The organism is Oceanipulchritudo coccoides, from assembly GCF_010500615.1.
Lineage (GTDB): Bacteria > Verrucomicrobiota > Verrucomicrobiia > Opitutales > Oceanipulchritudinaceae > Oceanipulchritudo > Oceanipulchritudo coccoides.
In genome coordinates this window covers 421,647-442,067 of the sequence record NZ_JAAGNX010000001.1, presented here as the reverse complement: position 1 = coordinate 442,067, position 20,421 = coordinate 421,647, and the positions used below count along the sequence as shown (strand labels likewise).

18 protein-coding genes are annotated in these 20,421 nt (G+C 51.8%); 7 read left to right on the top strand and 11 right to left on the bottom strand.

All coding sequences use genetic code 11. From position 1 onward, the window contains the following. Positions 1 to 91: 91 nt before the first annotated feature. The 6 genes from G0Q06_RS01720 to G0Q06_RS01695 all read left to right on the top strand — a co-directional run bounded on the left by G0Q06_RS01720 (position 92) and on the right by G0Q06_RS01695 (position 9,974). Positions 92 to 1,768, top strand: coding sequence for a putative manganese-dependent inorganic diphosphatase (locus tag G0Q06_RS01720; protein ID WP_163961841.1), 1,677 nt, complete (start codon positions 92 to 94; stop codon positions 1,766 to 1,768). 4 nt (positions 1,769 to 1,772) lie between these two features. Then, positions 1,773 to 4,034: a ribonuclease R family protein gene (locus tag G0Q06_RS01715; protein ID WP_163961839.1), complete on the top strand. Its 2,262-nt coding sequence runs from the start codon at positions 1,773 to 1,775 to the stop codon at positions 4,032 to 4,034. Positions 4,035 to 4,187: 153 nt separating this feature from the next. Beyond that, positions 4,188 to 6,929 (top strand): 2-oxoglutarate dehydrogenase E1 component, encoded by a 2,742-nt coding sequence (locus G0Q06_RS01710; RefSeq protein WP_163961837.1) that lies wholly within the window; start codon positions 4,188 to 4,190, stop codon positions 6,927 to 6,929. A gap of 15 nt (positions 6,930 to 6,944) precedes the next feature. Beyond that, positions 6,945 to 8,177, top strand: coding sequence for a 2-oxoglutarate dehydrogenase complex dihydrolipoyllysine-residue succinyltransferase (gene odhB / locus G0Q06_RS01705; protein WP_163961835.1), 1,233 nt, complete (start codon positions 6,945 to 6,947; stop codon positions 8,175 to 8,177). A 9-nt stretch (positions 8,178 to 8,186) separates the two neighbouring features. Further along, positions 8,187 to 9,587, top strand: coding sequence for a dihydrolipoyl dehydrogenase (lpdA, locus tag G0Q06_RS01700; protein ID WP_163961834.1), 1,401 nt, complete (start codon positions 8,187 to 8,189; stop codon positions 9,585 to 9,587). Between the two features lie 9 nt (positions 9,588 to 9,596). Then, positions 9,597 to 9,974 (top strand): DciA family protein, encoded by a 378-nt coding sequence (locus G0Q06_RS01695; RefSeq protein ID WP_163961832.1) that lies wholly within the window; start codon positions 9,597 to 9,599, stop codon positions 9,972 to 9,974. Between the two features lie 7 nt (positions 9,975 to 9,981). Here G0Q06_RS01695 and G0Q06_RS01690 read toward each other — a convergent pair whose 3' ends face one another. The 5 genes from G0Q06_RS01690 to G0Q06_RS01670 are packed head-to-tail and all read right to left on the bottom strand — an operon-like array spanning position 9,982 to position 14,371. Then, a complete protein-coding gene (locus G0Q06_RS01690) occupies positions 9,982 to 10,719 on the bottom strand; it encodes an MBL fold metallo-hydrolase (protein ID WP_238710196.1) in 738 nt (245 codons plus the stop codon). Positions 10,720 to 10,772: 53 nt separating this feature from the next. Further along, positions 10,773 to 12,020 (bottom strand): tetraacyldisaccharide 4'-kinase, encoded by a 1,248-nt coding sequence (lpxK, locus tag G0Q06_RS01685; protein ID WP_163961828.1) that lies wholly within the window; start codon positions 12,018 to 12,020, stop codon positions 10,773 to 10,775. Between the two features lie 43 nt (positions 12,021 to 12,063). After that, the gene (locus G0Q06_RS01680; protein ID WP_163961826.1) at positions 12,064 to 13,800 is read right to left on the bottom strand and encodes an ATPase, T2SS/T4P/T4SS family; all 1,737 of its coding nucleotides are present in this window, start codon (positions 13,798 to 13,800) and stop codon (positions 12,064 to 12,066) included. Beyond that, positions 13,781 to 13,981 carry a hypothetical protein gene (locus G0Q06_RS01675; RefSeq protein ID WP_163961824.1) on the bottom strand — a complete coding sequence of 67 codons (201 nt, stop codon included), beginning with the start codon at positions 13,979 to 13,981 and terminating at the stop codon, positions 13,781 to 13,783. Before G0Q06_RS01675 ends, G0Q06_RS01680 begins: the two co-directional genes overlap by 20 nt. A gap of 3 nt (positions 13,982 to 13,984) precedes the next feature. After that, positions 13,985 to 14,371 (bottom strand): response regulator transcription factor, encoded by a 387-nt coding sequence (locus G0Q06_RS01670; protein WP_163961822.1) that lies wholly within the window; start codon positions 14,369 to 14,371, stop codon positions 13,985 to 13,987. A gap of 170 nt (positions 14,372 to 14,541) precedes the next feature. On the opposite strand from G0Q06_RS01670, the gene G0Q06_RS01665 reads away from it, so the two are divergent. Beyond that, positions 14,542 to 14,700, top strand: coding sequence for a small basic protein (locus G0Q06_RS01665; protein WP_163961820.1), 159 nt, complete (start codon positions 14,542 to 14,544; stop codon positions 14,698 to 14,700). Between the two features lie 98 nt (positions 14,701 to 14,798). On the opposite strand, the gene G0Q06_RS01660 is transcribed toward G0Q06_RS01665, so the two are convergent. The 6 genes from G0Q06_RS01660 to G0Q06_RS01635 all read right to left on the bottom strand — a co-directional run bounded on the left by G0Q06_RS01660 (position 14,799) and on the right by G0Q06_RS01635 (position 20,379). Next, on the bottom strand, positions 14,799 to 15,185 hold the full coding sequence (locus G0Q06_RS01660; RefSeq protein WP_163961818.1) for an Hpt domain-containing protein: 387 nt from the start codon (positions 15,183 to 15,185) through the stop codon (positions 14,799 to 14,801). 36 nt (positions 15,186 to 15,221) lie between these two features. Further along, positions 15,222 to 16,316 (bottom strand): S1C family serine protease, encoded by a 1,095-nt coding sequence (locus G0Q06_RS01655; protein WP_163961816.1) that lies wholly within the window; start codon positions 16,314 to 16,316, stop codon positions 15,222 to 15,224. A 43-nt stretch (positions 16,317 to 16,359) separates the two neighbouring features. Further along, positions 16,360 to 16,869, bottom strand: coding sequence for a hypothetical protein (locus G0Q06_RS01650; RefSeq protein WP_163961814.1), 510 nt, complete (start codon positions 16,867 to 16,869; stop codon positions 16,360 to 16,362). Continuing rightward, the gene (locus tag G0Q06_RS01645; protein ID WP_238710195.1) at positions 16,866 to 17,366 is read right to left on the bottom strand and encodes an RNA polymerase sigma factor; all 501 of its coding nucleotides are present in this window, start codon (positions 17,364 to 17,366) and stop codon (positions 16,866 to 16,868) included. The genes G0Q06_RS01650 and G0Q06_RS01645 overlap by 4 nt, the downstream gene beginning before the upstream one ends. A gap of 85 nt (positions 17,367 to 17,451) precedes the next feature. Then, positions 17,452 to 19,719 (bottom strand): GumC family protein, encoded by a 2,268-nt coding sequence (locus tag G0Q06_RS01640; protein WP_163961811.1) that lies wholly within the window; start codon positions 19,717 to 19,719, stop codon positions 17,452 to 17,454. A 33-nt stretch (positions 19,720 to 19,752) separates the two neighbouring features. After that, complete coding sequence (locus G0Q06_RS01635) at positions 19,753 to 20,379, bottom strand: polysaccharide biosynthesis/export family protein (RefSeq protein WP_163961809.1); 627 nt, start codon at positions 20,377 to 20,379, stop codon at positions 19,753 to 19,755. Positions 20,380 to 20,421: the final 42 nt, after the last annotated feature.

Here is a 20,421-nt window from a genome sequence, read left to right as displayed (position 1 = left end):
AAAGATGGGGACCAGCTTGTAAAATAGTAGACTTGCCGAAAGATAGGTGCTTGCTTGTGGGAAAAGTGAACAGGGAAAAATTATCAAAGCCATGAGAGAAACGACCTATGTAATTGGGCACCGGAACCCGGATGCAGATGCGATCTGCTCGGCTATCGGCTACGCGGCATTCAAGTCCTCTGTGGCTGAGGGAAATTTCCAACCTGCGCGTTGTGGAAATTCAAATGCGCGGATCGAGACCATCCTGAGCACGATGAACGTACCATTGCCGGAATTCGTTGGCGATGTGACCCCGCGCGTGCGGGACATCATGGTGACCGAAGTGATCCAAGTCGATCCGGAGGCCATATGCGCAAAAGCGCTGGACCTGATTGACCAGCATGATGTGCGCGTCCTCCCTGTCGTGGGGAAGGACGGACGACTTGAGGGCAGTATTTCCATTTTTGACCTGGGCGACCACTTTGTTCCAAAGCCCCGGGAAGAACGGAAGATGCGGCACGTGTTCGCCAGCCTTGAGGACATAACCGGCGCCCTTGGCGCGGACCCCATACACATTGTTGATCCCGGGAAGATCGAGGACCTCTTTGTCCGCATTGGCGCAATGGATATTCGTTCCTTCGGACGCTACTACAAGGAGGATGAGAGCCTGGCCAAATCTAGCATAATTATTGTTGGAGATCGCTACGACATCCAGCAGAGATCGATCCATTCGGGTGTGCGAATGCTGGTCATCAGCGGAGGCCTTCCGGTTGAACCGGATGTCGTGGAATTGGCCAAGGAACGTGGCGTGAGTATCATTGTCAGCCCGCATGATTCAGCGACCACCTCATGGATCATTCGTAGCGCCGGCAGGATCGACAGCCTTGTCCGCAAGCAGACGATCAAATTTGGACCGGACGAGAAACTTTCAGCGGTACGACGCAAACTGAGCTCCAAAAACGCGGCGGCTTATATGGTAACTGATGAGGAAGACCGTTTGATCGGGGTTTTCACGAAAACAGACTTATTGAAGCCTGTCCGGAAAAACCTGATCCTTGTTGACCACAATGAATTGAGCCAGGCAGTGCCGGGAGCGGAGCAGGTCGATATTCTTGAAGTGGTGGACCATCACCGGCTTGGAAATCCCCCTACCCAGCAACCAATCACCTTCATTAATCTCCCAGTCGGTTCGACTTCAACAATTGTGGCCGACCTCTTCCGCAAGCATCAGCTTGAACCGGAGGCAAAAATCGCCGGAGTACTGATGGGCGGAATTGTCTCCGACACCTTGAATCTAAAGGGGCCGACAACCACGCAGACCGACCGGGACATGCTGACCTGGCTGGAAGGTATTTCGGGTGTCAAGGCAGAGGTATTGGCTGAAGCTATTTTCAATGCCGGTTCCATCATCAAGTCGGAAACGCCGGAAAATGTCATCCGCTCGGACATGAAGATTTACGATGAGGGTAATTTCCGTTTCTCGGTCTCCCAGGTCGAGGAGCTCGGTTTTGACAATTTATGGAGCTGTCGGGAAGAATTGGATCAAACCCTCGACAAAATACAACGGGCTGAGGGACTCCTCTTTGCAGCCCTCCTGGTCACCGACGTAAACTCGCAAAATTCACTTCTCCTGATTCGAGGGGAAGATGTGGTGATCGAAAACATCACTTATCCACATCAGGCAGCTAACGACACCTTCGAGCTCAACGGCATCGTCAGCCGGAAAAAACAATTGATCCCCTACCTGACAACAATTGTTCGCCAGGTAGCTCCGGAATTGATTCATTAAGAATATGTACCTGCCTCAACTCCTGGAGATCCTCAAGGATCCCGAATATATTCCCCTCTCGATTGACCGATTGGCGGCCAAAATGGAGGTCAGTGAGGCGGATTTCACCGGGTTCAAACGGGAAGTCTCGCAACACCTTCGCCAGGGCACCTTGGTCAAGCTCAAGAAAAACCGTGTCTGCCTACCGCGGGACGCTGATCTGATCACGGGCAAAATCCGCTTTCGTCAAAGCGGCTCAGCCACTCTCTTCCCCGACCTTGTCGAAGGAAGTGAGACCAGGCAGCCTTATCATATCAATGCAGAGGATACCGCCGTTTCGATGCACGGCGACCGCGTTGTTTGCCGGATTCACCATGACCGGCGCCAGTTCAGAAGTCGCCCGAAGAACAAGAAAGTCCCCGGCGCCAATCAACCGGAAACGGTCCGGGTAATCCGTATTCTGGAACGCAAGAACCAGACCCTCACCGGGACGCTTAAACGGAGCAAAATGTTTTACTATGTGATCCCGGATGATCCGCGGATCATTCAGGATATTCTGGTCCCGGATCCTAAGAAGCAGTCGCACAAGCCGAAGCCGCGAGTGGACGACAAGGTTATTGTAAAACTGGCAGTCTGGGAACAGCGGCACTTGAATCCGGAGGGGACCATTATCAAAGTGTTGGGCAAGACCCACACACCCGGCGCTGAATACGAGGCCCTGCTCCATCAATATGACCTCAATCCAGAGTTTCCCAATGCGGTTCTCAAGGAGGTCGAGAACTATTCCGAAAAGGTCCAGAAAAAGGATCTGGAGGACCGCGAGGACCTGCGGGATCAGTACACCCTCACCATCGATCCACAAGATGCAAAGGACTTTGACGATGCACTGACTTTTGAACAGGTGGATGACGACAACTTCGAAGTGGGCGTCCACATCGCCGATGTCAGCCACTATGTCCGCCCGGGTACTGCCCTTGATCGGGAAGCCCGTAAACGCGGTAATTCAACTTACCTTGTCGGCACGGTCATCCCGATGCTGCCGCACGCCCTGTCCAATGGGCTCTGCAGTCTGGTCGAGGATGAGGACCGGCTGACAAAGTCGGCCTTCATCACTTACAACTCAGCTGGGAAAGTCATCAAGAGCCGTTTTGCCAATACCGTCATTCGAAGCAACAAGCGCCTCACCTACGAGCAGGCCTATGCCTTCCTTTTCGAGGACAACATTGACAAGATTGTCGCGCGTCCTGATCCCCCGGCCCACCAGACGGGAAGCACCGGCAGGTCACTGAAGGAGTTGAAAAGAAAGGAGCTGGGGCAAATCCAGGAATCCATCCGCCAACTTTGGAAACTGGCCAAAACAGTCCGTCAGAAGCGCATGGCCACCGGTAGTCTTGAGCTCGATATGCCCGAGACAAAAATCTACGTCAACAAGGAGGGCTACGCGGACACCATCGTTAAGGTGGAACAGGACGAAAGTCATCAGCTGATCGAGGAATTCATGCTCGCTGCCAATGAAGCGGTCGCCCGGTCGCTCAACCACCGCAACTTGCCAGGAATTCATCGGGTCCATGATGACCCTGATCCGGACAAGCTGGATGAGTTTGGCGAATACCTCGACACTTTTGGAATCAAGACGGGAGATCTCAGCAATCGCAACAATCTCAATCGGATCCTTCGTAAGGTGAAGAACCATCCACAAGGACACACCATGCGCATCAGCTTTCTGAGAAGTCTGAAGCAGGCATGCTATCGCGCCTCTGCTGATGGGCATTTCGGTCTTGCGAAGCAACATTACACACATTTCACCTCACCTATCCGGCGTTATTCGGATCTCGTCATTCACCGGATCTTTTCCCGGCATCTCGTTCCGGGTGGGGCCAAGTTCTACAAGAAGAAGTACAGCTTTTCGGAGTTGGCGACAATCGCGCAGCATCTCTCCCTCACGGAGCAAAACAGCACCGAGGCCGAGCGGGAATCCGTCAAGATCAAGCTGCTGGAGTTCTTTGAACGTGAATTGACAAAAACAAAAAAGAGCTCATTCGAAGCGATTATCATGGATGTCCGGAACCATGGCATGTTCGTCGAGCTGACTGAGTCCATGGCCTACGGGCTGGTCCACATCTCCACCTTGCGGGACGACCTGTACAAGATTGATCAAACCCACACAGCCCTGGTGGGCCGCAAACGCCGGAATCGGTATGCCATCGGGGACAAGATCCAGATCGAGGTGGCTCGGGTCGATCGTTTCAAGCGACAGATTGACTTCGCCGTTGCTGGCAGCTCTTGAGTTCCACTGGTAACATGCCTTCAGTTCATCTAATGATTACAGCGTTCCGGATTCGATTGATTAATGACCTCTCGAAGAAGGATGCATCTAATTGTCAAGTCCTTGAAAATGCGTAAATTACGCCACTTTGAGATAATGAGTATCTGAAGAAAGATGAATCATCCCACATTTGCCAACCGCTGGAATGCGGACCTGATTGATGAGAAGTACGCCCAATGGCGCGATGCTCCTGATTCATTGGAACCTGCATGGAGGGCTTTCTTCGAAGGCTTTGAACTGGGGAGCGACTCCTCCACGGGAGGAACCGCCCCAACAGGTGACGATGACGCCTTGATCAAACAGGCTAATTTCACCGGTACAATTTACGCTTACCGTTCAATCGGTCATACCGAGGCGGAAGTGAATCCCCTCCTGAAGGCTGCCCCAAGTAATCCCCGCCTGTCATTGGACAGACTCGGTTTTTCAGAGGAAGACTTGGATAAGGTTTTCTGGAGTGGAAATTTTCTTGGTAACCGGAAGATGAGCGTCCGGGAACTCATCGACCGCCTACGCCAAATTTATTGTGGCACCATTGGCGTTGAATATCTGCACATTCAGGAAACCCCTCAACGCCGCTGGCTCCAATCCAGAATCGAGCCGCAGGAGGAAGAAAAGCCATACTCCCGGGACCGGAAACACCGGATCCTCGACCGCCTTATCAAGGCGGAGGAGTTTGAGCACTTTCTGCACAAAAATTATGTCGGACAGAAGCGTTTCGGACTAGAGGGAGCGGAGACCTTGATCCCGGCCATCGATACCCTGATCGAAAACGGCCCGTCGCTTGGTGTGCAGGAGATTGTCATGGGAATGGCCCATCGCGGCCGGCTCAATGTCCTGGCCAATGTATTCCGAAAAAGCTACGACTACATCTTTCACGAGTTTTCTGAAAACTATCTTCCCGACACCCTTCACGGTGACGGGGATGTGAAATACCATCTTGGATTTGAAGCAACCGTCGAAAATACACGCAAGGAGCCCATGCGGGTTTTTCTCGCGGCCAATCCGAGCCATCTGGAGGCCGTTAATCCGGTTGTCGAAGGAAGGACACGGGCACGACAAAGAATCCTTGGCGATACCGAGGAGCGAAAGAAAGTAGTCCCAGTCCTTATTCATGGGGATGCGGCATTCGCCGGGCAGGGAATCGTCGCCGAGGTGCTTAACTTCTCGCAGCTACCCGGGTACCAGACGGGCGGGACCATCCATTTTGTCATCAACAACCAGATCGGCTTTACCACGGATCCCTCAGAGGCTCGCTCGACACTTTATTGTACGGATGTCGCGAAGATGATCGAGGCACCCATCTTCCATGTTAATGGTGACGATCCGGAAGCTGTTGTGAGGGTCATGGACCTGGCCCTTGCGTACAGGCAGGAATTCGGGAAAGACATTGTCATCGACATGTACTGTTACCGCAGGCTTGGGCACAACGAGTCTGACGAACCAGCTTTCACCCAGCCGACTTTGTATCAAAAAATCAAGGACCACCCAACTGTCACGGAAATCTACAGCAAAAGACTCCTCGACTCGAAGGTTCTGAACAAGGAAGAGGTAAAGAAAATCCGCGACCTGCGCCGTGGGGATCTGGAACACTTCTACGAAAAGCAAAAGAGGGAGGCCAATAGCGGAAAAAAGAGGAAACAGCCCGAAGTGGATGAAGCCGTCCGTGAATACCAGCCAAGTTATGCCTTCAAGGATGTTAACACAGAAGTACCGGGTGACCGGCTGGAAACTGTAGCCAAAGCCCTCACCCGCTTCCCCGATTCCTTCAACCTCAACAGTAAGATTCGTCGCCAGTTACAGACCAAGCTTCGGAATTTCAAGGAGGACAAAGGTATCGACTGGGCATTTGCTGAATCACTTGCTTGGGGAACACTCATGATGGAGGGATACCATGTCCGTCTTTCCGGACAGGACAGCGTGCGGGGAACTTTCTCACAACGTCATGCCATTTTCTTCGATTCGGAAACCAAGGAAAAGTATATCCCACTGATGGAAATGGACCACCGGGAAGGAATGCTTTGCGTCCACAACTCTCTTCTCAGCGAAGCTGCTGTACTTGGATTTGACTACGGTTACTCACTTGATTTCCAGGGCATGCTCTGCATGTGGGAAGCGCAGTTCGGCGATTTCGTGAACGGGGCGCAGGTCATCATTGATCAATTCATCTCCAGCTCGGAATCGAAGTGGCAACGGGTTTCGGGACTGGTCATGTTGCTTCCACACGGCTACGAGGGACAAGGCCCCGAACACTCCTCGGCCCGTCTGGAAAGATTTCTTCAACTCTGTGCCGAAGACAATATCCAAGTCGCCAACCTGACTACGCCAGCACAGTATTTCCACATTCTGCGACGCCAGATGCACCGTTCGTTCAGGAAGCCACTTATTATCATGGCTCCGAAAAGCCTTCTTCGGCACAAGGAAGCCGTTTCCTCGGTTGCAGACTTCACCGACAAGTGTTTCCATTCAATCCTGCCAGATGAGGACAAGGCCATTAAAAAGCCTGTGCGCGTCATCCTTTGCTCGGGTAAAGTCTATTACGATCTCTTGAGCTACCGGAGGGAAAACGATATCAAGGACACAGCTATCGTACGGATTGAACAATACTACCCGTTTAATTATGATCGTCTTTCAAGAATCCTGAAAGAACTTGGCAAATTCAAGACGCTCGTCTGGTGCCAGGAAGAACCTGAAAATATGGGGGCATGGCGATTTATAGAACCCCGTATTGAGGAAGCTACAGGAATAAGGCCCCAATACGCCGGACGCGACAGCGCAGCCAGCACGGCCGTGGGTTCGCTTGTCCTGCATAAAATGGAACAGGCAAACCTGGTCGAAAAGGCATTCAACCTCAAATAGGATCGTATAGAACTTATGGCTACAGAAGTTATTATCCCCGCACTGGGCGAATCAATCTCCAGCGGAATTCTCGCAACGTGGCATGTCAAGACCGGTGACTATGTCGAGGAAGGTCAGGCCATCTTTGAGCTGGAAACCGACAAGATCACCTCGGAAGGAATGGCTGAGACCTCTGGCACAATTGACCTGAAGGTTTCGGAGGGAGATGAAGTTGAGGTGGGGAGTGTCATTGCCATTATTGATGAAAGCGCAAAGGCTGAGACAACGGAGCAGGAACCTGATAGCAGTTCACAGGAAGACTCCAGCGAGGAGGAGGAAGGCGAAGCCGAATCTGCCAATGCTAAACCAAAAGGGCAGCACCCCGCCTCTGTCCGCCGCATTGCTGAAGAATCCGGCATTGATCCGGACTCGGTGGATGGAACGGGGAAAGCCGGGCGAGTAACGAAAGCCGACATGCTGGCAGCAGTCGAAAAGGCTGATCCGGTTGATCCGGCTGGCTCTACTCCCGAGTCTGAACCGGCAAAGCCGGCACAAACTGTCCAGGCTACAGGTCGAGTCACGCGGAAAAAGATGACCCCGCTCAGGAGGACAATTGCCAAGCGTCTTGTGCAGGCCCAGCAAACGACCGCCATGCTCACGACTTTCAACGAGGTCGACATGAGTGCGGTCATGGCCTGCAGGAAATCACATCAGGAAGCATTTGTTAAAAAACATGGAGTCAAACTTGGATTCATGAGCTTCTTCACAAAAGCCGTTGTACATGCGCTGAAGGAATATCCCGCCGTGAATGCGCAGATTGATGAAGATGAAATTGTCACCAATAATTACTACGATGTCGGCATTGCTGTGAGTACCCCGAAGGGCCTGATGGTCCCGGTGGTCCGCGATTGTGAGTCCAAATCCTTCGCTGAGATTGAGCAGGACATAATCGCCTACGCCAACAAGGCAAAGGAAGGGAAGATCTCGATTGAGGATTTGCAGGGTGGCGTTTTCACCATAACGAATGGTGGCATTTTTGGCTCAATGCTCTCCACGCCCATCTTGAACGCACCACAATCCGCCATATTGGGCATGCATACCATCCAGGACCGCCCTGTCGCATTGGATGGGGAAGTCGTCATTCGTCCAATCATGTATCTCGCCCTAAGCTATGATCACCGGCTTGTCGACGGACGGGAAGCCGTGGGGTTCCTCGTCAGCATTAAGAAAGCGCTCGAGGATCCAATGCGTTTGATGTTTGAAATTTGAAGAATACCCATGAGTAAAAATTCATTTGATGTTGTCATAGTCGGGTCGGGACCGGGCGGATATGTTTGCGCCATTCGCTGTGCACAGTTGGGCCTTTCCACGGCCATTGTTGAAAAAGATCCACACTTGGGTGGGACCTGCCTGAATGTGGGATGCATTCCAAGCAAGGCACTCCTCCATTCAACGGAGCTTTATCATCAGGCCGCACACGGGGAAGCCCACGGACTTGTCATTGATAAATTGGCGATCAATGTCGCTAAGCTGATGGAGCGGAAAGGGAAGGTTGTCGATCAGCTCCGCAAGGGCGTGGAAACACTCGTCAAGAAGCGGGAGATAACTGTTCACAAAGGGACGGGGTCATTTGTCTCGAAGAACGAAATCAATGTACATCCAGACGACGGAACGCCCACCCGGGTCATGGGAAAGAACATCGTCATCGCCACAGGCTCAGTCCCCGTTAGCCTGCCATTCATGCAGCCCGACGGTAAGCAGATAGTGACCAGTACGGAAGCCATTGCCTTTGAGTCCGTACCAAAATCTTTGCTGGTCATTGGTGCTGGAGCCATCGGTCTTGAACTGGGTTCAGTGTGGTCAAGGCTCGGGTCCGAGGTCACTTTTCTGGAATTCCTTCCAACTATAGCTGCCGGCTCCGATACCGATATCAGCAAACTTGCTGAGCGGGCTTTCAAGAAGCAGGGTATGAAATTTCATACGGGCACCAAGGTGACCGGTTGCAAGCAACTCAAAACCAAGGTTGTTGTCACGGCTGAGAAAAAGGGGAAGGAGATCAAGTTCGAGGCGGAAAAAGTCCTCCTTTCCGTCGGGCGAAAACCTCACACGCAGGGACTCGGTTTGGAAAAAATCGGGCTTTCAACCGATGAAAAGGGCCGCATCCCAGTGGATTCGTTCCGGACAGGGATCAACAACATTTGGGCCATCGGTGATGTCATCGAAGGACCCATGTTGGCTCACAAGGCCGAGGAAGACGGTGTTGCCGTCGCAGAGGCAATTGCGGGAAGAAAAGCCCATGTGGATTATTCCCGCGTCCCAAACGTGATCTACACTGAGCCCGAAGTTGCCTCAGTCGGGCTAACCGAACAGCAGGCCAGTGACAGAGGGATTGATTTCAAGACCGGTAAGTTCCCTCTTCTCGCGAATGGCCGCGCGATTGCACAGGATGCGACAGACGGAGTTGCGAAAATCATCACCGATGCCAAAACTGACCGCATCATTGGTGCGGCAATCATGGCTTCCGGGGCTTCAGAAATAATAGCCTCCATTGTTGCCCACATGGAGTACGGGGGAAGCGCCGAGGATCTGGCTGGAACCGTGCATGCACATCCGACAATCAGTGAATCATTGAAAGAAGCGGCGCTTGCGGTTCAAGGGCGAGCTATCCATTCTCTATGAGGGCAAGTGATGGTCAGGAAATTCAGTCCGCGTGAAGAACGATTGATTGCCAACTTCCGGAATGTACCGGAAGACACAACCTTGCCGGCTGACTATCGCTCGACCTCATTCGGAAGCCTCATCGAGACTTTGACGGAGAAGTACCACATCGGGAAAAGCACTCCGGAGGAAGCAATCCTGAAAAACTGGCCCCGTATCGTTGGCCCGGCCTTCGCAAAGCGGTGTCGCCCGGAGCGTATTGATTATTCCGGAGCCCTGATCGTCCAGGTTCCCAATGCCACAGTCCGTCGGGAATTGATTTTTGCAGAGGGGCGAATCCTGACCGCTCTTGGGAGTATCCCTGGCTGTAGTCATATAAACCGGGTCGTCCTCAAGGCAGGACAATAACAGGCGCTCACACCTGAACAGAGAGGCCGTCGTGAGCAAATGCCATTCCCTTGGGAAGACGCCGGCTATCGCGAGCGTGATCAATCATGTAGGTCATATGGGTGAAGTAAGTTTCCCGCGCGCCCAGCTCTTCAGCGGCCTCAATTGCCTCATGCAATGTCATGTGAGTGGGATGCGGCATTGGCCTTAGGGCATCGAGCACGACAACATCCGCACCTTGTGCGAGTTCCTTTGCTTTCGGGGTCAGCCGCTTGCAGTCCGTGTAATAAGCAAGCTTCTTTCCCGTCTCGGCTTCTTCAAACACAAGCCCCATGACCTCCACCCGGCCGTGCGGCAGATACGTCATGGAAACGGTTCCAGCAGAAGTGGTCAACTGCTCCGGCATCAATTCCAATGCGAAAGCTGGATATCCCTTGAACTCAGGCTTAGGTCGAATGGCATAGGGAAATACTTCTGATACTCGTTTCAATCCTTCCGGTGTGCTGTAAACCGGCAGAGCCTCCCCTCCCCTCAAGTCGATAAATCGACGGAGGTCATCCATTCCCATGACATGATCGGAGTGACCATGAGTGAGGAGGAAAATATCAATCCACTCGATCTTGTTCTCGATACACTGCAATCGGAATTCAGGGGCCGCATCAATTTGAAAAGCCATCCCGCCCATACGGACATGTGCGCTTGTCCGGCTGCGCCAATTGCGCTTGTCACCAAGATCGCAGGAATCTTTTGCGTTGTGTGCGATCATGGGAACTCCTTGGGACGTTCCCGTTCCTAGAAAGGTGATATCCATCTTGAAGATTACTTTGGAAAAAGTGGCTGTGTCTGCCCGCTCTTCCAGCGGTCAGCATCCGCGGACTCTCTGGGAAAACAGATTCGGCGGACAGCTTCTTCGAAATTTGAGGTTCCGGCGAGCATGTGAATCTCAACCCGTAAAAAATAAAAGGGAATGGGTGGCATAAAATCAGGCTTGATCCGGACAGCATCCTTCTCGGTCGTCACCAACAGTTGCAAATCATTCTCCTCAATCTCCCTCGTGATGCGATCCAGTTCGTGATGCGTGAAACGGTGGTGGTCAAGAAAACGGAAAGGAACAATCTCCACCGCACCGAGATCCATTATAAACTGCTCGAAGCTTTCCGGCATGGCGATGCCACTCAAGGCACCGACACGTTTGCCTTCAAGCCAATTGAGCGGGCGTTGCTCATCTCCAAAGACGGACTGCAGATACTGGGGCCGATGGGTGCACTCGATCCATTCCCGCTCAGGGCGGTGCTTTTCCAATGTGTCAACAAGTGCCTCATCCGGTTGCTTCTCCGACTTTGTAAGGAATATATACGAAGCGCGTCGCATCTGCGAAATGGGCTCGCGTAATATTCCCCGCGGAAGGAGGTTGCCGTTGCCAAACGGGTTGGTCTTGTCCACGAGAAGCAATTGCAAGTGATCCTGCAGCTGGTAATACTGGAATCCGTCATCCAGAATCAAGGTGTCCACACCGTATTTCCGTATGGCAAACAGCCCCGCCTTGACCCGGTCCTTATCCGTCACGACAACGACTCCCGGAAGATTCCTGGCAAGCATGTATGGCTCATCACCCGCAACTTCCGAATCAAAGAAAATCGTTTCCCCGTCACTTACCACACGGGGTGGAACTGGTGGCTGGTGGAGTATCCAGCGTATCCATTTTTTATATACCGGTTCTTTCTTGCTCTTGTATCCCCGACTGAGGATTGCCACTTTTCTGCCCTTTGCATGAAGTGTTTTGGCAAGCCTTTCCACTACAGGTGTCTTGCCAGTCCCGCCAACTGTCAGGTTCCCAACAACCACGACAAGGCAGCCGAGATGCTGGGCACGAAGAATTCGATGCTTGTACAGCTGAAACCGGACAAAAACAACACCCCGGTAAATAATACTGAGCCCAAAAAGAAACAGGGCCCATAGACGGGCGCAACGCCCCGTCTCGCGCCCGTAAATCACATTTACCGTGAAAGTTGCAAAGTCGGACGAATGACGCCGGATACGATCAATGACTTTTTCCACTCCTTTCATCCCAAAAAGAGTGCCTGTTCTGTTTCCCTTCTTCCGGTAAAAATCAGGAACCAGCTTGTTCCTCCAATTCAGGACCCCACTCAAGTACCGTATGCTTTTCGATCTCCTCGATAGTTGTCAGTCCCAGTAAAACCTTTTTCATCCCATCGTATCGCAGACTGCGGTATCCCAACTTTGTCGCGTACCGCAGAAGCTCGTCCTGACCGACCCGTTGTCCGATCATACTGCGCATGACATCGTCGACGAGAAGGAGCTCGTGGAAGGCAATTCTCCCGGAATAACCGGTCTGCCGACAATTGGTGCACCCGACTCCCTGCGAAAAGGCAATCTCCTCTCCCTCAGGAATATCATAGAAGTAGCGATCAAGGACTTCCCGTCCCGGAAAATAGGCCCGCTTACAGCTTTCGCATATTCTTGCCCCGAGTCGCTGACCAAGAACACCCATGATGGAAGGAGCAACCATGTAAGGTTCGATCCCAATCTCCATCATTCGCAAAATTGCCTGGATGGCATTGTTCGTGTGAAGGGTACTCAAGACCATGTGTCCGGTCAGGGCTGCTTCTGTAGCAATCTTGGCCGTGTCATAATCCCGGATTTCCCCGACGAGGATAATGTCCGGGTCTTGGCGTAGAATAGACCGCAAAAGCAAGCTGAAGCTGAGGTCGATATGGGAATTAACCTGGCTCTGGGTGACGCCCGGAATCTGGACTTCAACCGGATCCTCAATCGTCGTGATATTGACGTCAGCTGAATTCAACTCCTCCAAGGAGGCATACAAAGTGGTTGTCTTACCACTTCCGGTGGGTCCGGTAACAAATACAATCCCGTTGGGAGACTTGATGACCCGCCTGAAGGATTCAAGGATCGGGGTCGATATCATCATCTGGTCAAGGCCAATCACCCCTCTGCGGTTGACTCCCGGCAGAATCCGGAGAACCGCCTTCATTCCGTGGACTGTTGGAATCAGGCTCACCCGGAAATCAGCCTTACCCATTCCGAAGGGCATGGAGAAACGCCCGTCCTGGGGGAAACGGGACTCAGCCACGTTCAGTTTACAAAGCACCTTCAGACGAGTTGAAAAAGCCCGGTGGATGGCCTTTCCGTAGGAATAATAGTGGATCAGTTTGCCATCTATACGGAACCGCACGACAGCCTGGTCCTCCCCAGCCTCCATATGGATGTCCGATGCCCTCTCCCGGACGGCAAGATAGATCATTCCGTCGAGAAGTCGGCTCAGGCTGTTCGAGGAAGCCAGATCCTTCAAGTCTTCGTCGGTCAGGGATTGAAGCAGCTCTTCCTGCTCTTTCTCAAACTGTTCAATATCCTCGAGGACATTTTCCTGGCTACGATAATAGAGCTCGATGGCATGACTGATTTCCCTCGGCGGAGCAAATACGGGGGAAATCTCAATATTCGCAATGGCCTGGATCTGTTTCACCAGACGGGTGTCTGTCGGCGTGGCCATCGCCACCGTCAGGACATTGTTGATCACATAAAGACCGAGCACTTGGCCTTTTCGGGCTATTTCAACTGGTATTCGTTGGACAGCATCAGGTGTGACAACGGCTATGAGCGGATTGACATAGGCAAGGCCCAATCCGTCAGCCCAAAGCTTACAAGCCCGGTTTTTACTGAGGTATTCCCGCTCTATTACAGCTTCCAGGAAGCTGATGGTCACCCCTCCGCACTTTTGCAAAAGAGGCTCGAGATCCTCAGATAAAAAATTGGCCTCGCGTTCGCGAAGCGTATCCAAAAAGAGTTTATTCTCCTGAGTTTCCACGATTGGCCTTCTTTTTTCTGCTTTTGAATAATTTGCCGATCTCTGTCTGATCAACCATTTCCTGGCCGATTGAAGAGCCTTCGCGCTCCTCGGCCACTTCCGCTAGCAACTCGCGTAAAGAATAACGAACTTCCTTGAGAAGGGATTTGTTTTCTATCTTGTGTGAGTCGGAATCTTTCATGACTTATTCACCTCCGTCGAGTTCATCAAAAAGAGTTTTCAGCATACTTGAAATCTCCTGTTGTGGTGTGTCCTTGCGAATATAGTGAATTGCCCCGGCCTGGGCGGCGTGCTCGACCAGATGACGCGAAGCATGCCCGGTGAGCATGATGACAACCGCGTCTTCATCAATTTCCATAATCTTAGGCAACACTTCCAATCCGGTCATCCCGGGCATGTTGATGTCTAAAAAGACAATATCCGGATTTTTCTCCTGGAAAGTGACCAGAGCCTCATCCCCGGTCCTGGCTTCGAAGACCTCCTCAACGCCCAGATGGGTCAGGATAATACGGACATATGAACGAATGTGATTCTCATCGTCAGCGACAAGAGCAGTACGCGGTATAGACATGCTGAGGAATTATCGCCAGAGCGCGGATTCTCGCAAGCCATAATAGATTGGCACTTAAAAAAATCCGCAGCCCCGAATTATTCCCTGAAATTTCTCTCGTTTTACCCAAAAAATCTTGCACTCGTCCACAAAGGTGCTTCTTTAAACCGCTTTAATCAAAGGAACGTATTATGTCACAACATCCCAGTTTTAAAGTAGGCGCTGCCACCGGCAAGAAGCGTCGCAATGTTCTCAAGCGCTTTGAACGCGTCTCACTCCTCCAGAAAAGGGGCGAGTGGAAAGACGGCGACCGGGTGACCGGTTTGGTTAAAACCAAAGCCGACGATTAAACATCTTTTGGAAAATTGCCCTTCCAAAGCCGTTCAGCACATGCTGAGCGGCTTTTTCATGCCCGAATCCAAGGCTTGGAGAGAACCTGTCGAGTTAATCAAACCGGCTTTCCGGACAGCTTTTTCAGGGCAAGAATAGTATCTCGATAGGTGATCTCCAGCGAATCTACCAAAGTGGCAGCCTCCTCGCCATTCTGGCTCTTGCAAAGGTCCTCGATTTGCTTTGCCTGACGAGCCAACTCCCGTCCGCCGATATTCGCACTGCTGCCAGCAAGGGCATGGGCAGCCTTGCCTAACTTCTCATAATCAGCCTGAGCCTTGTAATTCTGGAGCTCCTCCAGTTTCTCACGGCTTTCCGACTCAAAAAGACCAAATATTTCATCCAGCAGGGATGTGGAGTCATCTCCTCCCGCTTCTATGAGCATGTCCAATTGCTCACGGTCGAGCAGATGGGCATATGAATCCAAGTGGTCAGGTTGAAGCATAACAGACTCTCAGGAGAATCAGATCCCCAGATAGAGTCAAAATAATTTGCCTGCCATTGGGGCCTCGCCGGAGTCCAGAACAAGGGTCAGGGGTTCAATCTCCGTGTCATTAATTTCAATTTCCACGGTCTTCCCGTCTGATTCCAACTGGAGTTTTTCCCGTGACCCCATGTAGGCGTCGATCAATTCGACCGCTTTCTCGGGTAATGTTCTGGCATAATCCTCAGGAACAGGACCCTCGTAGACAAGGCTGCCTTGGGCGTCCCGAACTTCCGCCTGTTGGCCGGATTCTGATGAAGAAAGGACCAGAAACCCCTCGGGGCTGGTATAATTCACCCTGCGGTCCTGAACCCGGACAACTTTTGTCCGCGCGCCCAAGTCGCCGTATTCCTTTCGAATATCAGAGGGCGCACCGTTGGATTCCCTCAACTCAATCACCTTCAGGCGAAGATCGTGCAAGTCCTCTTTCAAATCCTGCAAATCAACATGGACCTGTTCATTTTCATCCACGAACACTTTCACTGAACCGGGAATCCACTCCTCGATTTTCTCCATGAACAGGCCGACCCCATCGGCATCAGGGCTTTCGGGTAGCTCCGGGATATCCGGTGCGTCAGGGACAACAATTGACCCGTTTCGCCGGACCCGTTCCTCAAGAGTAACTGTCAGGTCGATTTCTTCACCCTTCCGAAGGATCTTCATGGGAACCTCGGCTCCTGGCCCCCTTAGGTCGATCAAGGTGGACAGCTGGTTGAAATTTATGATCAATTGGCCGTCGAAGGAAACTATAATGTCGTTGTCCATGAGTCCGGCTTTCTCGGCCGGACTATCCTTGGCGATCCGGGTAAAAAGCAACCCGACACCATCTGGAAGATCGATATAATCTCGCAGGACCTTAGGCACGGACTCAATGACCACTCCAAGATAGGTGGTATTTTTCTCACTGCCTTCACTCCAACCGCGAATTCGTTGTGCCCACTCCTGGGCCATGCGCTGGGCTTCCGTGACGATAGCTTGTATGGATTCCCCATCGGTGGCTTGGGAATCCTCGGATGCCAGCAGCGGCGAACAGGACAGCATCACCAATATCCCTGCCAAAGCAGGGAATGAACGCTTTGTGTTACTCTTCATTTTGATTTCCTTTCATAAGGGGGTGAATTTTGAATATTTCCGTTCAATATGTCTGAACGGGGACTAAAATAACTTCGTCTCGAGGAATCTCCATTTCCACTACCGCTCCGTTGGAGGGATTCTTCCAGACAACACGATCAAGGAATTCGTACCGGTAACGACGGGCAGTCAGGCCATTACGCAGAAAAACAATACCCTCATCGACGCGACTTTGGAGATTGTTTTCAGCGAGGACAGGTTGGAAAGTATCCAGCGTCTCTTCAGGAGCTGGAGGTTCGGCTTGTAAAGCAATTGGCTCCGCGCCAGTCGGAACGGGCTCACCGGGACTCAAGGTGAGCCGTCCGTTGAAAAGGAGAAAGCCAAAAGTGATCAGGATTGAAGCGGCCATGGCCACACTGCCCCAAGTCAGGATTGAGGCAAACTTGCGCCTGCGCTCAACGCGGTTGCTTTTTTCAAGACCCCGGCTGATCTGCAATTCAATCTGAGGGCTAGCCTTGGAGGGCTTGAACTGCCTTAACTGATCTTCAAAACTGTTTTTTTCATCAAGGTTCATTTCAATTCCCGGATCTGAAAGTTACTTCTCAGGTGCTCCAGACCGTATCTGTAACGCGAAGCAGCCGTATTCGGCGAAATGTCGAGAGTCCGCCCGATTGCCTCGAAACTCTGTCCGCCCCAGATTTTCAAGACCAGTACCTCCTGTTGTTCATTCGGCAGGGCGCGAAGAGCCTGCTCCAGATCAAGGGCATCGCCCGGTTTCCTGGATTCAAAAAAACCGCCATCATCGGCGTTTGCATATTCCTGCTCACGTTGTTCCCGGCGCTTCTCCCGCCTCGCCCGATCAATGGCGACGCGGCGAATCTGCATGAAAAGCAGGCCTGAATCAATCCGCGGGAACACTTCCCTTTTTCCCCATATCTGTACCATGGCCTCCTGCAGAATATCCTCTGCATCGGCAAGGGACCGGCTCTGCTGTCTCGCGAAAAGAAGCAGGCGGTCGCTCCATTCCCTGAAAAAACTGTGCCATTCATCTGCATTGATCTGGGTGCCCATTGTTCGAATCATTTGGGTAAGCGTCGCCAACCGGGTGAATTTGTCTGATTAAAATAAAAAAAGCCGGATCAACCGGCTTTTGTTATTAAGAAGTCTTGGTTTCTTGAGGACCATCGGATGGGCCAGAAGCGGCAACTTCCTCATCCAGATCTTCCATGCCCTTGTTCTGCAAGTAATAGTGTTTATAGGACTTGTAGGACTTATCGTAGTAGTGGGAATAGTAATAGCCCGCCACGTGGGTATTCAAATTATTCAGGACAGCCCCGAAGATAGGGACATTCGACTCACGTAACCGCCGGATATTCACCGAGGCCGTCTTGCGTTTGACCATATTGAACCGGATGACCATAAGCACCCCATCCACCAGCGGGAGAATGTTCATGGCATCGCTCACCGTGGCAATCGGGGGGGTGTCGATGATGACGCGGTCGTAACGCAGCCGCAACTCATGGATTAAATTTGCAAATTCTTCACTACCAAGGATCTGGGTAGGTTTCTTGGTATTCCCACCTGCCGGCAACAGGTCAAGGTTCGGGAGAAAATCCTTGTAGATGTAAGAGTCCAAATCTCCCTTATCAGCAATCAGCTGGATAATCCCGCGCTTCCCATCAATATTAAGCTCCTTGGAGACATTCGGCATCCGCAAGTCGGCATCTACAACAATTGTCCGCTCACCATGCGCAGCAAAAGTGATGGACAAATTCGTGCTGATGAAGGTTTTACCTTCGCTGGGAATCGTGCTGGTAGAAAGGATGACCTTTGCATTTCGGCTCTCCTCGTTGAGCTTCAAGGTCGAATGAATCGATCTAAAGGCCTCAACAGCATGCTTATCGTGTTCATCCGCCGCGATACGGGCTTTCTCCTGGGAATCAATGCTGAAAATATGCGGGACGATCCCGACAAGTGGAACGCCGAGAGTTGATTCAATGTCGAAGGCGGACTTTACCTTATCATCAAGGAAAGCCAAAAGGAAAACCAATCCAAGGCCAACACCCGTCCCCATAACAAGACCAATCGCCAGATTCATCGTGATGTTCGGCTTGAAGGGCCGGACAGGCTCAACAGCGCGATCAATAATGCGGGCTGTCTGCCCTTCTGTGGTCACCTTCACCGCCGCTTGTTGCAGCCGATTGTAGTAGTGATTATACAGCTCCTGGCTGATCGCCAGATCCCGGGCCAAAGCATTGTATTCAGGGCGGATACGGTCCAACTCGATCAATTTCTGCTGATTTAAAGCCAGACGGTCTTCGGAGTTTCTTAGGTTTGCTTCAGTCCGCTCAAAATCCTTCTCGAAACGTGACGCAGCCGTATTGACCGCTTTGTCGAGCTCGGACTGGGTCTGGTCCAACTGTTCCTGGGCAGCAATCATTGTCGGGTGCATGGCCCTGAACTTCTTGGAAAGTGTCGCAATCTGGATCTTGTTGACTGTCAGCTTGTTGAGCAGATCAGAAACTTCCGCGTTATTGGCGATAAATCCAAGCTCCCAAAGCGGATCTCCACTGTCGCGAGCCTCGTTGATCTGGGCCATCACGGTGCTGGCTTCGTCATAGAGTTGCTTATCCTGCTCAAGACGCGTATTCAGGCTGATCAGCTGCTGATTATCGATATCCTGGGAGCGATCGACCGAGAGCGTATCGTACTTCTCCTTGAAGTCGGCCAGCCGCATTTCCATTTCCTTGATTTTGGCGAGCTGCTGATCGGCTTGGCTGCGCAGATCATCCACCGCGCGCAAGGATCCTTCAATCTGCTGATTACGATTAAAATCAATATATTCCTCCGCAAAGTAATTGGCCACTACAGCTGCAACTTCTTTATCCGGATGCGTGAAGATAATATTTACGACAAGGGACAGCCGGACGGGGGAGATGGCACGGTTTGAGTATAGAATTTGCCCGACACTGCGTGTCCCACGCAGAGTGGCGTCCAAACCCTTCTCGTAGGGGGCTAGAAAGCGGTTACGCAGATTTCCTTTCAGGCGCTCATCCACTGCCTGAACAATATTCAAACTTTCCAGAATCTTAATCTGGGTATTGAAATCCTCCGCATTGGCAACTTCCTGCCGGACGATGTCCTGAATTTGGAAGACTTGGTCTTTCTGCCTCAGGATTTCCACGGAGGCTGCGGCCCGGTAAAGCTTAGGGGCATTAAAAGTGTAGAGGGCAAAACCAAGAAAGACGACAAAGATAGATACCACGAGCCACCAGATGCGTTCACGGAGAATGAGCAAGTAATCCGTCAGTGAGCGGGAAGGAGCGTTTCCCGAGTCAGCATAACCGGAGTAGCCCTCCCCGTAATAATATCCACCATAATATCCACCTTGGGAACCACCTGACTGGTACTGATTGTTGCTCATCTCTTTAGCTTTAAAATTGTTAATCTGAAAAAATTACCAGAGGCGCTCAGGAACATTGACTAAATCGCCTTCCTGAAGCGGATATTCCTGGGTTGTGATATTCCGGGCGTCTACCTTGATGACAAACTTTTCCCCATCATCACTTGTTCGCGTGATGGTGACGTTCCGCTTGTCTGACAAACGGTCTCCACTCCAACCCCCTGCCAAGGCAATGGCCTCGAGAAGAGTCAGTCCCTCTTCACTTGGAAACGGGACAAGCCCCTGCCGGTTGACTTTGCCAATGACCGTCACACTGCGCTCGGCGTAGGAGAGCACCACGACATCAATGTGGGGTTCGACATAGAAGTCCCGATTGTAGGGCTCATAGAGTTTTTCCCGCATTTCCTCAACCGTTAGGTCCGCCACTTTGACAAGACCCAGATGGGGAACGGTGATCATCCCACTCTGGGAAACCCGCACTTCCGTCTGAAATTGAACCTCGTCAGCCACATAAAGGGCTATTTTAAGGTAATCCAGTGGAGAAATCGTATACGCGAGAGAGGCTTGGGAATCGATGGAAAACTCGTTTGGGCCACCTTCATTTTGGGCCAAAACGGTAATCCCCGAGCCGAAAAGGAGCGGAAACAACAAAAACAGACGAGTGAATAAAGGGGACTTCATAATCAGAAAGAGGCGAAAACTGCAAAAAGGAAGAGGTCAACA